This window comes from Paenibacillus provencensis, assembly GCF_042678545.1.
GTDB classification, from domain to species: domain Bacteria; phylum Bacillota; class Bacilli; order Paenibacillales; family Paenibacillaceae; genus Paenibacillus; species Paenibacillus provencensis.
In genome coordinates this window covers 43175-59047 of record NZ_JBHTKX010000004.1, presented here as the reverse complement: position 1 = coordinate 59047, position 15873 = coordinate 43175, and the positions used below count along the sequence as shown (strand labels likewise).

At 38.6% G+C, this 15873-nt stretch carries 16 protein-coding genes and 2 pseudogenes; 9 read left to right on the top strand and 9 right to left on the bottom strand.

Annotation, left to right across the window (positions count from 1 at the left end):
* Positions 1-70 precede the first annotated feature (70 nt).
* The gene (locus ACFQ3J_RS20820) at positions 71-2215 is read right to left on the bottom strand and encodes a heavy metal translocating P-type ATPase (protein ID WP_379293836.1); all 2145 of its coding nucleotides are present in this window, start codon (positions 2213-2215) and stop codon (positions 71-73) included.
* Complete coding sequence (locus ACFQ3J_RS20815; RefSeq protein WP_379293834.1) at positions 2202-2570, bottom strand: ArsR/SmtB family transcription factor; 369 nt, start codon at positions 2568-2570, stop codon at positions 2202-2204. The genes ACFQ3J_RS20820 and ACFQ3J_RS20815 overlap by 14 nt, the downstream gene beginning before the upstream one ends.
* A gap of 136 nt (positions 2571-2706) precedes the next feature.
* Here ACFQ3J_RS20815 and ACFQ3J_RS20810 point away from each other — a divergent pair.
* Positions 2707-2899: pseudogene (locus tag ACFQ3J_RS20810) on the top strand (oxidoreductase); the annotation flags it as partial.
* Positions 2900-2956: 57 nt separating this feature from the next.
* On the opposite strand, the gene ACFQ3J_RS20805 reads toward ACFQ3J_RS20810, so the two are convergent.
* Positions 2957-3838, bottom strand: coding sequence for an IS3 family transposase (locus tag ACFQ3J_RS20805; protein ID WP_379293832.1), 882 nt, complete (start codon positions 3836-3838; stop codon positions 2957-2959).
* On the bottom strand, positions 3757-4104 hold the full coding sequence (locus tag ACFQ3J_RS20800) for a transposase (RefSeq protein WP_379293830.1): 348 nt from the start codon (positions 4102-4104) through the stop codon (positions 3757-3759). Before ACFQ3J_RS20800 ends, ACFQ3J_RS20805 begins: the two co-directional genes overlap by 82 nt.
* Positions 4105-4678: 574 nt before the next feature.
* Between ACFQ3J_RS20800 and ACFQ3J_RS20795 the strand changes: the two are divergent.
* Positions 4679-5794, top strand: a pseudogene (locus ACFQ3J_RS20795) (IS3 family transposase).
* A gap of 72 nt (positions 5795-5866) precedes the next feature.
* Here the strand turns inward: ACFQ3J_RS20795 and ACFQ3J_RS20790 are convergent.
* From ACFQ3J_RS20790 to ACFQ3J_RS20780, 3 genes are all read right to left on the bottom strand, one after another.
* Complete coding sequence (locus tag ACFQ3J_RS20790) at positions 5867-6070, bottom strand: hypothetical protein (protein WP_379293828.1); 204 nt, start codon at positions 6068-6070, stop codon at positions 5867-5869.
* 138 nt (positions 6071-6208) lie between these two features.
* The gene (locus tag ACFQ3J_RS20785) at positions 6209-6412 is read right to left on the bottom strand and encodes a hypothetical protein (RefSeq protein WP_379293826.1); all 204 of its coding nucleotides are present in this window, start codon (positions 6410-6412) and stop codon (positions 6209-6211) included.
* Positions 6413-6721: 309 nt separating this feature from the next.
* On the bottom strand, positions 6722-8017 hold the full coding sequence (locus tag ACFQ3J_RS20780; RefSeq protein ID WP_379294004.1) for an alkaline phosphatase: 1296 nt from the start codon (positions 8015-8017) through the stop codon (positions 6722-6724).
* A gap of 590 nt (positions 8018-8607) precedes the next feature.
* Between ACFQ3J_RS20780 and ACFQ3J_RS20775 the strand changes: the two genes are divergently transcribed.
* Together ACFQ3J_RS20775 and ACFQ3J_RS20770 are read left to right on the top strand one after the other, a co-directional pair.
* A complete protein-coding gene (locus ACFQ3J_RS20775) occupies positions 8608-9546 on the top strand; it encodes a cation diffusion facilitator family transporter (protein WP_379293824.1) in 939 nt (312 codons plus the stop codon).
* A 424-nt stretch (positions 9547-9970) separates the two neighbouring features.
* Positions 9971-10348 (top strand): hypothetical protein, encoded by a 378-nt coding sequence (locus ACFQ3J_RS20770; protein WP_379293822.1) that lies wholly within the window; start codon positions 9971-9973, stop codon positions 10346-10348.
* A gap of 268 nt (positions 10349-10616) precedes the next feature.
* Here the strand turns inward: ACFQ3J_RS20770 and ACFQ3J_RS20765 are convergent, their stop codons facing one another.
* Together ACFQ3J_RS20765 and ACFQ3J_RS20760 are read right to left on the bottom strand one after the other, a co-directional pair.
* Entirely contained in the window at positions 10617-11570 is a 954-nt protein-coding gene (locus ACFQ3J_RS20765; protein WP_379293820.1) for an IS30 family transposase, read from the bottom strand.
* Between the two features lie 181 nt (positions 11571-11751).
* Positions 11752-11820, bottom strand: coding sequence for a hypothetical protein (locus ACFQ3J_RS20760; protein ID WP_379294002.1), 69 nt, complete (start codon positions 11818-11820; stop codon positions 11752-11754).
* Positions 11821-12133: 313 nt separating this feature from the next.
* On the opposite strand from ACFQ3J_RS20760, the gene ACFQ3J_RS20755 reads away from it, so the two are divergent.
* The 5 genes from ACFQ3J_RS20755 (at position 12134) to ACFQ3J_RS20735 (ending at position 15854) form a co-directional block, all read left to right on the top strand.
* A complete protein-coding gene (locus ACFQ3J_RS20755) occupies positions 12134-12964 on the top strand; it encodes a cytochrome c oxidase assembly protein (RefSeq protein WP_379293818.1) in 831 nt (276 codons plus the stop codon).
* Between the two features lie 92 nt (positions 12965-13056).
* Positions 13057-13740 carry a DsbA family protein gene (locus ACFQ3J_RS20750; RefSeq protein ID WP_379293816.1) on the top strand — a complete coding sequence of 228 codons (684 nt, stop codon included), beginning with the start codon at positions 13057-13059 and terminating at the stop codon, positions 13738-13740.
* An 18-nt stretch (positions 13741-13758) separates the two neighbouring features.
* Positions 13759-14163, top strand: coding sequence for a disulfide oxidoreductase (locus ACFQ3J_RS20745; RefSeq protein ID WP_379293815.1), 405 nt, complete (start codon positions 13759-13761; stop codon positions 14161-14163).
* 155 nt (positions 14164-14318) lie between these two features.
* Positions 14319-15365: a flavin-containing monooxygenase gene (locus ACFQ3J_RS20740; protein ID WP_379294000.1), complete on the top strand. Its 1047-nt coding sequence runs from the start codon at positions 14319-14321 to the stop codon at positions 15363-15365.
* 114 nt (positions 15366-15479) lie between these two features.
* On the top strand, positions 15480-15854 hold the full coding sequence (locus tag ACFQ3J_RS20735; RefSeq protein WP_379293814.1) for an ArsR/SmtB family transcription factor: 375 nt from the start codon (positions 15480-15482) through the stop codon (positions 15852-15854).
* Positions 15855-15873 lie beyond the last annotated feature (19 nt).

Sequence of the window (15873 nt, the reverse complement as noted above, 5' to 3'; positions counted from 1 at the left end):
TTAAGTGAAAATTAAAATATGTAGGATTATAATGTGTAAGAAGTATAGTAGAAACAAAAAAGACCGCCTTTCATGACGGTCTATTTTTGTTTTTCTTTTTTATTTTTAGAAGTCTGAGACTGTTTAGAATTACAATCAGTGTTGCTCCCATGTCCGCAAGAATAGCAAGCCATAAGGTGAGCCATCCTGGTACAATAAGCACTAATGCAAACAACTTAATTCCTAAAGAAAATGCTACGTTTTGTTTAATAATCGCAAGAGTTTTTTTACTTAAACGAATTGTGTACGGGAGTTTTCTTAAATCATCTGCCATTAAAGCAATGTCGGCTGTTTCCAGAGCTGTATCAGTACCTGCGCCGCCCATAGCAATGCCTACGGTGGAAGCAGCAAGTGCAGGTGCATCATTTACTCCGTCACCAACCATCGCTACATGAGAATAGCTTTTCCGTAGTTCTTTAATGTAATTAAGCTTGTCTTGGGGTAATAGCTCTGCCTTGACCTCGGCTACGCCTAACTGGCTTCCAATAGCTCTAGCTGTGGCTTGGTTATCCCCAGTAAGCATAATCGTTTTTCTAACCCCGATAGAATGCAGCTCTTCTATGACTGATTTACTGGAATCACGAACGGCATCGGCCACTGCAATCAAGGCAATTACTTCTTGTTTTGTACCCAATACCATAACAGTTTTACCTTGAGTCTGCAGCGTGCTAATTTGCTTGTGTGCCGTTTCTATAATATTTGAGTGAAATTCTTCTAACAGATTAGGACTCCCAATAAAGTATAGCTGGCCATCAATTGAAGCTTTTACACCCTTACCTGTAATGGATTGAAAGTCATCAACAGAATGCGAAAGATCAGCACCAAACTGTTCCGCTTTCCGAACAATTGCAGATGCAAGCGGATGTTGTGAACCTTTCTCAATCAAAGCAGCAATCGATAATATTTCACTTTCAATCTGCCCGTTAAATATGGCGATGTCCGTTACTTCTGGAAACCCTTTAGTTAAGGTGCCGGTTTTGTCAAAGGCTACAGCTTGAATGCGTCCGGCCTCTTCCAGGTGAATTCCACCCTTGATCAGAACGCCATTCTTGGCAGCGTTGCCGATTGCGGTGACAATTGAAATAGGAGTAGAAATAACCAAAGCACAAGGACATCCTACTACAAGGAGCGATAAACCACGATATATCCAATCTCCCCAGTCAGCACCAAACAGTGGTGGGACGATGGCGATACCCAGAGCTATTGCCATTATCGCAGGTGTGTAATACTTAGCGAAACGGTCCACAAACGCTTGGGAAGGAGCTCGTTCAGCTTGTGCTTCTTCAACAAGATGAATAATCTTAGATATGGTTGTATCTTCAACCCGCTTGGTAACTCTAACTTCGAGTAGGCCTTCTTCATTTAAAGTACCTGCAAATACTTCATCATCAATTGTTTTAGCTACAGGAACCGATTCACCCGTGATTGCCGCTTGATTCAATGTGGAAGTACCTTTAATGACAATCCCATCCATAGCCAACTTTTGTCCTGGCTTGACGATCATTACATCTCCAACCTGTATATCATCTACATTTACTGCTATTTCTAAAGACCCTCGTCGAATTAAAGCTTCTTTAGGGGCAATATCCATAAGGGAACGAATGGATTGACGTGCCTTTTGCATTGAGTAACGTTCCAGAGCTTCGCTTATTGCAAAAAGTACTACAACGACCGCACCTTCGCCCCATTCACCGATAGCAGCTGCACCAATTATAGCGACTGTCATGAGTGTGTTCATGTCAAACTGCAACCGGGATAAATTCTTAATTCCTTTTAAGAATAAATCATAACCGCCAACAATTATTGCCGCACCGAATGTTAAAGCAGGAACTAACGCCTCTTCACCATAGCGAGCAGAGAGAAGATAACCGACAGCCATAAGTAAAACAGAAAGAATGACGTTCCAATTTTCTTTCCAAAATGGTTCCTTCTTTTCAACGATTCTTTGTTTTTCAGGCGAAACCTTTAGGTTTTCAAACGAACCGGCCTTTTCTAACTCTTCCACGGTAGCATTTCCATAAACGGTAATTTTAGCTGCCCCAAAGTTAACCTTTGCATCCGATACACCAGGAATACTTCTTACATTGTTCTCAAATTTACCTGCACAATTAGTACAAGTAAAACCCTGTACACGGTAAATTTGTTTTTCATTGCTATCTTCCTCAAGTTGTTGCATGACTCATCAACTCCTTGCTATTTATTGAGGCTAGTTGAACTAATTGACGTACATGATCATCTTCCAACGAATAGAAGGCCAGTTTTCCTTCTTTTCGGTATTTTGCCAAACCAAGTTGTTTTAGTGTTCGCAGATGATGCGATGCAGTAGCCAAAGAGGCTCCAGTAATATTTGCCACGTCACATACGCAAAGTTCTTCTTCTTCGCATAAAGCAAATGCAATTTTCAATCGTGTTTCATCTGAGAGTGCTTTAAACATCTTTGCCATTGTCTGAATGTTTTGTTGTTGTAAAGCATTTTGTACCTTACGAACTTTTGGTTCATCATAACAATAAATTTCACAGCTATCTTTCATGTTATACCCTCCATTCAATCAAATATCCGTTTGATTATTATTAGGGTATCATATTACAATTACTCAATCAAATGATTATTTGATTGTTATAAAATTCGTTAAGGGGGCTAACATATGTACAATGTATTAGTAATAGTTGCTACAAGCTGGTTTGGCTACAGGTTATTATCTCAAACAATCTGGGTTAAGCTATTTAATTATTGATGCTGCTTCTTTAATAGGGGGATCGTGGCGTAAACTATACGCATCTCTTCACGCCAAGAATGTATGATGGTTTACCGGGAATGGGGCTTAATGGTGATAAGAATGGTCTACCTAATAAAGATGAAAAACCACTCACCTCTCGAATGGTCAAGACCCCATTTAGTGGACATTGAAAAAAACACCTATCCAAACTGACGTCGAAATTCTATCGGCGTCAGTTTGTTTAATTTACGCTGTGGCCGTCTTTTGTTGTAAAAATGGATATACTTTTCAATTCTTCTTTGTGCCTCTAGCATATTTCGTATATCATAAGGGTAGAGTCCTTCCGTTTTGAAATGCGAGAAGAAACTCTCCATAGAGGCGTTGTCTAGACAATTGCCCCGGCGAGACATGCTGATTTGGGCGTCAACCTTTGGCAGCATGTCGTGGTAGGCATGAGACGTGTACTGAAATCCTTGGTCGCTGTGAACGATCAATTCAGTCACGTTTTTTTGCTTAGAGAACGCTTTAGCAAAGGTTTGAAGCACCAAATCATTGTCATTCCGTTGACTAAGTTCGTAGGCCACAATCTCGTTATTAAACAGATCTTTCACAGCTGAAAGATAGAGCCAACGCTCGCCAACCCGGTATTGAGTCACATCGGTCACCCACTTCTGGTTTGGTTTTTCGGCAGTGAATTTTCTTTGAAGCAGATTCTCAGCTACACGTTCGGCAGCCTTATATGTCATGTTAAATCGACGTTTCCGGCGAATGCTGGCTTGAAGGCCAAGCTGTTGCATCAGACGTAGTACCCTCTTATGGTTCATCCAAATCCCCTCGTCTTGCCACAAGAATAACTGTAGCTGTCGATATCCATACTTTCCTTCATATCGTGTGTACACTTTACGGATAATTCGTTTAGCCTCGGCATCTCGGTCTACTTTTTTACGCTTCAAGTAAGCGTAGTAACCACTTTTAGAGACGCCAAGAAGTTGACATTGTTTTACGACTTGACCGATGTCCGCCGTTTGTTCGATAAGTTTGAACCTTTTCTCTTTTCCTCCTGCATCCAGATTTTCAAACACTTTTTTAGCATTGCATTTTCCCGTTTCAATTGTTGAACGTATCGCTCTTGGTCTATATATTCCTTACGCCTACCTCGTTGATCTAACAGACCAAATTCACCCTGCTCGCGGTACTTACGCATCCATCGCTTCATCCGCCCCTCATCTTGAATTCCCAAATGTTTGTTAATTTGTTGATAGGTCCACTTTTCTTCTACGTGCAAACGAACAGCTTCTAACTTGAGATCCTCAGAATATGTCTTAAACTTTTGACCTTTAATCGCCATACAAAAATGCACCCCCTAGAAATTTCATCGGCTAAAGCCAGGGGTTTTTCCAGTGTCCATTCTAAGGGGTGCACTTCACGAATAAAGAGGGGTTTTTCTATGCAAATGGTTACGAAATCAACCTAAATACGTTTATGGATACGAACTAAGAGATTTAATAAGAAGAGGAACAGTCAAAGCATATCCTCGTGCATTAAACGCAATAGATAACTGTATCATTTATGAGGATGGCAGTGAACTGCAAGTAGATAATATTATTTGGGCTACTGGATTTAAGAGAAATGACCATTGGATCGATATTAAAAAGTATTAATTCACAAGGTATAATCTTACATAAAGAAGGGGTATCACGAGTTAATGGACTATACTTTGTGGGACTGCCGTGGCAAATATCTTGAGGTTCTGCACTAATAGGTTGGGTTAAATATAATGCAGAAAAAATACTTAAGTATATAATTCAAGGTAAGAAGGCACTTTAAGGAGCAGGAAACAGATATGGATAGGCTACACTTAGTTGGACAGAAAAATTAGGGGCTAGTAGAATGAAATCATCACAATTAGGAGCGGATCTACTATGCCAAGAGAAAGACGTACATTTACAGCAGAATTCAAGAGACAAATGGTTCAGTTATATGAAAACGGGAAATCAAGAGCAGCTATTGCGAAAGAATATGAGCTTAGCCCATCTGTGCTGGATCGCTGGATTAAACAAGCCAACACCTCGGGTTCCTTTACTGAAAAGGATAACCGAACGGCAGAAGAGAATGAACTCATTGCGCTTCGCAAAGAACTTAAGCAACTTCGAATGGAAAATGACATTTTAAAGCAAGCTGCGCTGATCATGGGACGAAAGTAAAGATCATTAAACAAAATAGTGATAAATACTCGGTATCAGCAATGTGTAAAGTCCTGCAAATCGCTAAAAGCACTTTTTACTATGAAGCGAGTGAGAAAGAAAACGAAGGTGAAAGTACCCTTACGGAAGCTATTGTTGAGATCTTTCAAAACAACCGCAAAGTCTATGGGACACGGAAGATAAAAATGAAACTCAAGGAGCAAGGTTATATGGTTTCTAGGCGCCGAATTGGACGCATTATGAAAGGTTGTGTCCACATATACAATCGCCCAGTATAAGCCGCATAAAACGGCTTGTAACGATGCAAAAACAGCTAATGTGTTGAAACGTGAGTTTGAACAAAAGGAGCTAAAACGCTTTGTAGTCAGCGATCTTACGTATGTGAAAGTTCAGCACAAGTGGCATTATATTTGTGTTCTGATCGACTTATTCAACAGAGAAATCATTGGTCACAGTGCGGGTCCACATAAGGACGCTGCTCTGGTTTCTCGCGCCTTTGCCACAGTAGAAGGCGATTTAAACGACATTCAATGGTTTTATACAGATCGTGGAAGTGAGTTTAAAAACCAAACCATGGATGCGTTGTTGAGGACCTTTAATATTGGTCGTTCGCTGAGCATGAAAGGCTGTCCTTACGACAACGCTGTTGCTGAGGCCACCTACAAAGTAATGAAAACGGAGTTCATTAATCAAATGAATTTCCAAAGTCTCCACCATCTAAACGTGGAATTATATGATTATGTGAACTGGTTCAACAGACACCGAGTTCATGGCTCATTAGGTTACATGACACCAGTTCAGTACAAAGCTGTAGCCCTTAAAAAAGTTGTCTGATTTACTGTTGACAGTCCAATATCCCACAACAAAATGTTGTGGGTTTCTTTATTAATGCATAAGATCAACTAACTATTCTTTACCGGCATAATTAGGCTCCACCTGATTCTGAGCAGCAATTATAAACCCTTCCTTAACTTTCTTTTCTTCTTCAGGTGTTTCTAATAAGATAATGCATTCCACTGAAACGACTCTATGAATTTGAGTTGCTTCATCATATTTCGTTACAAATAAATACTTGGCGTCTGTGTTTAGCGTCTCTACGTCGCCTTCCATAGTAAAGTATGGCTCCTTGCTCTTCATCATACCCAACTCTGTGGCTAATTTTCAGTGTTCTTGATCTACTGTCTTTACTACCTTTAATTGATTCAAGGACATTAACGTCATAGAAAGTGATGGGACTTAGAGAATCAGTCATCTGCTTATCCTTTTAACAACTGTTCCAATAAATACGTTGTCTGGCCAACCTACGAGTTGTTTTTTATCTCGTGTATCAAATGCGTACTCACCAGTTAGATAATGCACTGGTTCCTGGTTTGGCATGATTACAGTAACTAGAAAAGTACCGAATAAAACACCTGCAAGTACAGAACCTGCAATAATGACTTTCTTCATCATATCATTCACCTCCTTGTTTAAGGGTTTTTAGAACGGTTATCGCTAATTTCGTGTGTTTAAAGTTACTACAAGCAAACAAGTTCATAAGCTGTATTATTAGAGCTTAGGTATGTAACTTACTCGTTATATTGGATAAATTGGATTACAATTAATAAACAACTTTTAAGTTTAAATGTTGCATTCAAAATGAATTTCAGAAGAGGCCATTTTTTATACAAAGGTACGAGGCGACATCTTTTTATAATGCAAAAAAGCCCCCTCTCTGATTCCTTACGGAAAGAAGAGAAAGGGCTGCTATTGAGAATTTGATTACTTATGTTTCTTTAAAATATCAAAGATGATTTCTGCATTATTTGTATTGTCGATCAGGCCTGAGAAGCGATGGCTTCCAGGACCGTAAGCATAAACTGGCACGTCTTCTCCTGTATGTCCGCCTGTTGTCCAGCCAGTGAAAGAACGGTTGTTGATAATAGCTTCGATGGCATTGTCGATCGCCGTTACATCTGCGTCTTTTGCTGCATCTTTTACAGATTGAATTTCTTCAGCTGTCAGCTCAAGCTGGAGATAGTTCTTCAGCGTTTCTTCTACAGAAGCACCTTCAGCAATTTGAGCTGCCATGAAGTCTGGAGTGCGCACTGCAGCTTTGATCGGATCCACGAAGAAATTATATTCTCCGTCTTTCCCGAGCGTGAGTCCGCCAGTGGAATGGTCAGCTGTTGCTACAACAAGAGTTTCACCGTCTTCTTTGGCAAAATCAATAGCTGCCTGGAATGCTCCTGCAAAATCCTCCATTTCGCTCATAGAGCCAACGATGTCATTATCATGGCCTGCCCAGTCAATCTGGCTTCCTTCAACCATTAGGAAAAACCCATTTTCGTTTGTGCTCAGACGATCAATCGCTGAATTTGTCATTTCGGCCAGCGAAGGTGTTTCACTAGTACGATCAATCATCTTGTCCATTCCTCCGTCAGCAAAAAGTCCGAGAATCTGTTCATTTGAATCTGCGATCAGGGCACTGCGATCAGTCACATAGCTGAAACCAGCTTTCTGGAATTCATTCGTCAGGTCACGATCCTCACGTACAAAATTGGATTTTCCTCCACCTAATAGGACATCAAGCTTATGCTCGCCATTGATTAATTCATCGTAGTAATCATCTGCGATAGCGTCCATGTTCTTCCTGCTGATGTCATGTGCGCCGAATGCAGCCGGTGTGGCATGAGTGATCTCCGAGGTAGCAACAAGCCCAGTCGATTTTCCGTTTTCCTTTGCCTGCTCCAATACGGTTTTGACTTCCGTTTGGTCATTATCGACAGCAATAGCAGCGTTATAAGTCTTAACGCCAGCGGACATTGCGGTTGCCGCGGAAGCGGAGTCAGTCACGTTTTGAGTGTCGTCATCCGGATATGTCATTTGAGTTCCGACAAGATAAGGATCAAATACGGTTCTCTCCATAACCTTTGTAGAAGGATCATCCTTCATATAGCGGTAAGCGGAAGTATAGGAAGTTCCCATGCCGTCACCAATAAGGAAGATGATATTTTTGATCAGTTTTTTCTCTACGCTGACAGCTTGTACTGCATTTGCTTGTCCGGCAGATAAGATTGTAGAAGCGGCAAAGGCTAGACTCAGTGCTGCTGCCGGAATGGCTTTCTTTGATAATTTCACGATAATTCCTCCTCTTATCCTTAAAGATGAATGTATGAAACTTCATTCATCTGTTCAGTAATATGAAGATTATCATTCGACTGTAAAAAAAAACCAAGCAGTACGTAAACGCGGAGTAAAAAATGACAAAAGAAAGATTTATACGTAATCATTAATGAAAAACTCAAAGGGGTAGCAAACCTGATAAATGAATCTTAAAACGCACTTATCACTTTAGCCTCTCAAAGAGCATAATTTTAGTTAACTATTTTATTGACTTTCGTTCGAATATAAGAATATACTACTTATACATGAACATATATTCATATGTTTTAAGTAAATTATTTTAATATTTGTAAAGATGGAAATGAATGCTGTCTAAAAGAGTTGTTCATGAGGGGAGTAAAGAATGGAATTACATCATTAGTGACAATTAGTCAAATTCAGAAGAAAGGACATAATATCATATGAATATGCTCAAACAGCAATTGAGCAGGCTCAATATAAAGTGAGTTTAAGTTTCTATACATAATAAGGAGGAATTTGAATTGTCACATAACCACGATCATAACCACACACATGGTTCAAATAAAAAAGTGTTATGGATATCATTTCTTTTGATTACATGTTACATGATTATTGAAGCTATCGGAGGTTTTATTACAAATAGTCTTGCACTTTTGTCTGATGCAGGTCATATGTTAAGCGATTCGATCTCTTTAGCAATCGCATTACTTGCCTTTATTTTTGGTCAAAAAGTAGCGAGTCGAAGTAAGACCTATGGGTATCGACGCTTTGAAATTTTAGCAGCTGTGTTGAATGGTACTACACTCATTTTAATTGCGTTGTTTATTTTTTATGAAGCAATTGAGCGTTTTGCAAATCCTCCGGAAGTTGCTACAACCGGAATGCTGATAATTAGTGTGATTGGATTATTGGTTAACATTTTAGTTGCATGGATAATGATGCGTGGCGGTGATACAAAAGGAAATCTGAACATGAGAGGAGCATTTTTACATGTACTAAGTGATATGATGGGATCTGTAGGTGCAATTGTTGCTGCTCTACTCATTATGTTCTTTGGTTGGGGGTGGGCAGATCCATTGGCGAGTGTCATTGTTGCGATTCTTGTTTTAAGAAGTGGATATTACGTTACTAAAGATGCAGTTCATATTTTAATGGAAGGAACACCGAGTAATGTTAACGTTGATGATGTGGTTCAGACGATTGAAAAAACAGAAGGAATTCAAAGCATACATGATTTGCACATTTGGACCATAACTAGTGGACTAAATGCACTTTCCTGCCATGCTGTTGTGGATGATCAGCTAACCATCGCAGAAAGTGAGAGAATGTTACGTAAAATTGAATACTTGCTTGAACATAAGGGAATCATGCACGTCACGATTCAACTTGAGACAAGAGCACATCAGCATGATAAATCTATTTTTTGTGAAGTAAAAGAGGAGTTAGCACATCCTCACTAAACAATAATCACAACACTTTAAACAGATTCAAATTTTAATATTTTGAAGACAGTCGGTCAGACCGGCTGTTTTTTCAGTTGTGGAGTTAGATCAATTGATTATATACTCTGGGGATTAGATTGATGAAAGTGGAGTTAACAAGCGATTGAATGAGATAAGCTCTATATTTTTTGCTGTGAGTTTTGGTCAATAGTTTGAACAATTTCGATTTTTTAATTAAACTACGAATTGTAGTATATAATAGTGTAGTTTATTAACCTAGACTATTATTTGTTTTGTTTCCACATAAAATGGAGGGAAATAAGGGAAAAGAAACGCATCGGTTGTAATCGCAACCTCCAAAATTATATAAGAAGAAGGTGTATTTTTAAGAAGTTTAGGCAGTATCGTGAATCGATATTGCACTCAGATTAGGGAGGTAAAAATGAAGAAAGCAATAATATATATCGTCGGTTTAGTGTTAACCACTTATATTCTCGCAGGCTGCAGCTCAGATGGTTTAGATAATAAAGCATCCACTATCAGTATCGCTATATCTGAAGCGCAAACAGATGAAAAACAGAATGTGCGGGTGACAGCAACATTAAATGACGCCATGACGACTACACAGGATTCGTGGTTTATGTTTGAGATTCGTAAAAATGGAGGTCCCACCTGGATACCAGGTGAATATGAGGGAAGCGGAGTTTATGCTGCAGAGGTTAATTCATCAGAGTTAGAACAAGGGTATTATGAGTTGTTTGGACATTTTTATGCTGGTAGCGGAATTCATTTTTCAAGAAAATACGCTCCCCAGAGCTAACTAAAATGTGAGCAGATGCGGTTGCAGGAAAAAAATCTATCGTAGTTTTAATCCTCCGATTGTGTGGGGAACATATAAAAATAAAAAACGGCAAATGCCGTTTTTTATTTTTATGTTCAATGATCTTTTAATGTTAAAACTCAGTAGGTAGAAATCAACCAAATGTACATACTGATATACTTTTTCCAAATTTCGATATTTGTGGGGTCTCTTTTCACGTATTTTATTAATTCTAGGTGTTTAGCGCTTATTTTTTTATGACAGATTGTCAAGCCAAGTGCGACAGTTCCTCTGAAAAAGATTCGTGAGCCGTTTTCCATCCCAAGCATTTCCGTGGTCGGTGATTGATTAAATCTATTGCTTGCTCGAGCGATTCGTCAGTGATTTGAGCAAAATCCGTGCCTTTAGGGAAGAACTCGCGCAAGAGCCCATTTGCGTTTTCATTGGAGCCACGTTGCCAAGAGGAATACGGGTCAGCAAAATAGACCTTCACTCCATGTGTGGCTTCGAGGTTTGCATAACAGGCAAATTCCTTACCACGGTCGGCGGTAGCGGTCTGGAAGGCTGCAGTGGGGTACTGCGAAGCGGCTACACCAAAGGCAATCTCTATCGACAGTGCGGTGCGATCAGGCATCTGTATTGCGTTGTACAATCGAGTTTTACGTTCAATGAACGTGGCCACGCAGCCCTTGCTTTTTCCACGGCCCGAAACGACGGTATCTAATTCCCAATGACCAAACGTTTCCCGTGATCGAACCTCTTTAGGACGCTGAGAGATCCGCTTGCCTATCGGGAACGTACCTCGGGTTTCTGCAGGCTTCTGACGCTTTCCCTTGTGCCGAAGGACAGTGAGGGTCCCTTTCACTAAAAGGCCCATATACAGCCAGCGATAAATTGTCTTAAAACATACGATCGCTTGTCCCTCCTGACGCAACCGCTCCACGATCTGCTCAGGGGACCAGGTAGCCTGAAGCTTCGCTTCGATGACCGCCGCTTGTTCCGTTGTCCATTTCCCTTTGGACACACAAGCTTTGCGGCGCTCTTCGTAAGCATGCTGGGCCTGTTCCGCTTGGTACGACACTGAATTTTGCCTGCGAATTTCGCGGCAAATGGTTGCTGGATGTCTTCCCAGTTCCTTAGCAATGGATCTTGCACTCATTCCTTGCTGGTGGAGGATTTCTAGCTTGCTGCGCTCAATTATGCTAAGATGTGTGTAGCTCATGGTGGATTCTCCTTGTGTGAATGTGGGTGTAGGAACTTTCATTCTACACGAATCCGGCCATGGGCCCTTTTTTATTTATTTCCAGTAAGTGTCGCACTTCATATTACAATCCGTCTTATATAAAACCTCAATAAATATTGCCAAGCTATTAAACCAAGCGTTCCAATGATTAAACCAAGTGCTAGTCTAGTAAACCTCGAGCAAATGACAGTTGTAATGGCGTCTGAATATGAGCGAACGTGCCTACCATAGATAGTTGTCCTATTGTTGCAATTATTAACAAATAAATGCTCTTATGCAAGCAGGCCAATAATTACGATAACCCATAGCCACTTATGAGTTTTCCTGTGTTCATTTGATGCAATTTATTAACCAAAAAAGGTCCTTCTAACAATACATTTAAGAATCAGGGGGGCTTTATATAACACAGAATTGCCTTTTCTAAATTGAACTTGTGCATATAAATTTGCTATAGAAATTTTCTTTACCAAATTCTCTAATTTTATATTATACTACTCAATGTAGTGTTTTTTCTAATATGGATCTTAGAGGGGTTATTAGCGATGAACGAAATGGTTCTAGAACATTTTGATTTTTCAGAAATGTGGAGACCAATTGTTATTGTAATAACAGTCTTATTATCAGTGGTTTACATTCTATCTATAAGAAAATTCCGTAATCGTTTTGATCATAGTGAACCTGTGGAATTGAGACAAATTATATTGTTTTTATCAGGATTAGCAACATTTTATTTTGCTGTCGGAAGTCCAATTAATGCGCTTAGTCATCATATGTTATTTAGTGCTCACATGCTTAAGCAAGCTTTATTATATTTTGTAATGCCGCTATTCTTTTATTTGGGTACTCCGGCTTGGTTGTTACGCCCTTTACTCAGGACTAAGTTCTTCAAAAAGTTCGAAAAATTATGGAATCAGCCTGTACTAGCTATGTTTTTATTTAATTTCGGATTCTCCTTATATCATTTTCCAGTTATATTTAATATGGTGATGGAATTCCCTCTCCTTGGAATCCTATACCATACCTTTTTAATCGTTACTTCTTTTCAGATGTGGTGGTCTCTTGTTTGTCCAATCCCAGAACTAGATATACTCTCCAATGTTAAGAAGTTAGGTTATATTGCAGCTAATGCAGTGCTCCTCTATCCAGCATGTGTTGTTATTATTTTTGCTGACAATGTACTTTATAAACCATATTTGAATTCACCTCAGCTATTTTCACTACTGAGTCCAATAGATGATCAACAATTGGGTGGGATCATCATGAAGATGACGCAAGAAGCTGCTTTCGTTGTAGCACTTGCTATCATAACAACTAAATGGTATCGAAAGGAGAAGCATGATGATCCAATTGAAGTTACTGAATTTACAAAATAACTAATAGTAAATCACATAAAAATCAATGAGCATGAACAATCAAACAGTAACCCAAATCAAATAGCAATTAAATAATCATCTCGAGGTGAACAATGAAGAGTACAAAGCAATTATCAAAAAATTTGGTTATCTTCACTTCAATTATTATTATCCTATTAGTGGCATTGGTTCTGATAAATCAATCCACAAAACAATCGGAAAATACGGAAAAGGTATTTGATGATGCACCTTCAGTAAATAATCAGCCCACTTTGGGAAACAAAGAATCTAAAGTATCAATTGTTGAGTTTGGTGATTTTAAATGTCCGTCATGTAAGGCATGGGGGGAGGATATTATGCCAAGAATTACAAAAGACTTTATCGAAACAGATAAAGCTTCATTTTCTTATATAAATGTTCTTTTTCATGAAGAAGAGTCAAGGACCGGAGCTCTAGCTGCGGAAGCTATTCGGATACAAGATCCAAAAGCGTATTGGACATTCCACAAAGAGTTATTTAATGCACAACCACAAACAGAGCAACATGATGAGCTTTGGTTAACATTAGAGAAAGTCTTGGAGCTTGCTAAGCAATTTACACCGACAATTGATCTTCAAAAACTAGAGAATGATATGGGAAGTATGCAAATAGAGGAACAAGTTAATGTAGATAATGAACTAGTGCTTAAGTATAACGTACAACAAACCCCTACAATTATGATAAATAATGTTATGGTATCGAATCCTTTTGATTATGATGAGATATCTACTTTAATAAACGCTCAACTTAAGGAGTAACCGGGGAGGGTTATCGTGGTGTTACGAGACCAAACATTATACTTGGCTTGGATTGTTGCTGTGACTGCAACGTTAGGAAGTCTATACTTTAGTGAGATAAGAGGATTTATACCCTGTGAACTGTGTTGGTATCAAAGAATACTTATGTATCCGTTAAGTATTCTTTTAGGGATTTCTGCATTTTATAACGATAGAAATATAAAAAAATATGTGCTTCCTTTATCAATCCTTGGAGCATGTATATCCTTGTTTCATTATTTACAGCAAAAGCTTCCTGGTTTTGCATCTATTAAACCGTGTACGAGCGGTGTACCATGTAATATACAGTATATTGACTGGCTAAATTTTATTACAATCCCTTTTCTTGCACTGATCGCCTTTACCTTCATTTCATTATTATTAATACTGACCAAGACAAAGTAAGGTGCTTTTTTAAAATCATTCATAGTAAAGCATAAAGAAACAAGTTATAGAACTTGTTTCTTTATATGAGGAAATTCGTATATGATCAATTGATGAATATTTGCTCATATGATAATTTATATACATCACCAAATTAGGAGGGAATTCCCAAAATGATGTATGATGTTATTATTATTGGCGGAGGACAAGCAGGACTAGTATCAGCCTACTATCTAAAACAAAATGCAATCAATTTTTTAATCTTAGATAGTCAAAAGGAGATTGGAGATTCTTGGAGAAGTCGTTATGACTCCTTGCATCTATTTACACCTAGAATGTATAGCAGCTTGCCAGGTATGGATTTAGTAGGTGATTCTCAAGGGTTGCCTCATAAGGATGAACTGGCGAATTATTTAAGAGATTATGCTCAATGTTTAGAGTTCCCTATTCAAGAAAATACACGAGTTCTATCTTTAAAGAAGGAGGAGGGCACATTCAAGCTCATTACAACTCAAGGAGAATTCATCTCTAAAAATGTAATTGTAGCTACAGGCCCTTTCCAAAAGCCGCATATTCCGTTATTCAACCAAGCTCTTAGCGATTCAGTAATACAATTGCATTCCTCAATATATAAAAACGAGAAGCAGCTTAAGAAAGGTGTTGTACTCGTTGTAGGTGCTGGAAATTCCGGAGCTCAAATAGCATGCGAATTAGCTTCAAACTATGAAGTGCACCTCTCTGCGAGTGGAAATATAAATTATAAACCTTTACATATACTAGGAAGGAGTATCTTCTGGTATTTTAACAAATTAGGCTTCTTAACAGCTCATCGAAAGAGTACTTTAGGTAAATGGTTATACAAACAACCTGAGCAGATCTATGGGAAAGAATTAGAATTACTAATAAAGCAAGATAAAATTAAACTGCATCTGAGAACCAATAATATACATGAAGATCAGGTTTATTTTGAGAACGAAGAAACTCCAATACATATTGATAATGTTATTTGGGCTACTGGTTTTAAACGTGACGATCAATGGATAGATATTAACGAGGCATTTCAAGAAGGGAAAATTGAACACTCAGAAGGGATATCCGTAGTCGAGGGACTTTATTTCGTTGGTTTACCATGGCAGACATGTAGAGGATCTGCACTGGTTGGATGGGGTAAGTATGATGCTCAGAGAATTGTTGATCATATTGTTAATCATAAGAATAGTTAACTATATTCATAAATTTTATTTCAGGTAATATACTCTCTTAATCGTAATCCTTTCGTTTTTTAGACCTTTACTATAAAATAAGTAGTAATGGTGAATAGGAAGGTGATTTATAAGATGGAACAAAAAGCCCCCCTTATTGAAGATTGTGATACTACATGTCTTGGCTCTCAAGATGATTATAAACAAGTAAGGACTGAGATGATTGAAGAACATGTAGCAGTTCAAGTGGCAGACTGGTTTAAGGCATTTAGTGACCCTACACGAGTTAAAATAATTCATGCTTTATTACAGAGAGAATTATGTGTTCATGATCTAACTGTTCTTCTTGAAATGGGACAGTCCGCGATTTCTCACCAGCTGCGTTATTTACGAAATATGAGAATCGTTAAGCGCCGGAAAGAGGGAAAGACTGTTTTTTATTCATTAGATGATACTCATATTGAACAAATTTTCACTCAAACCCTTCAGCATACAATGCATGAAAATTAAACATTAAAAGCACCTGCTT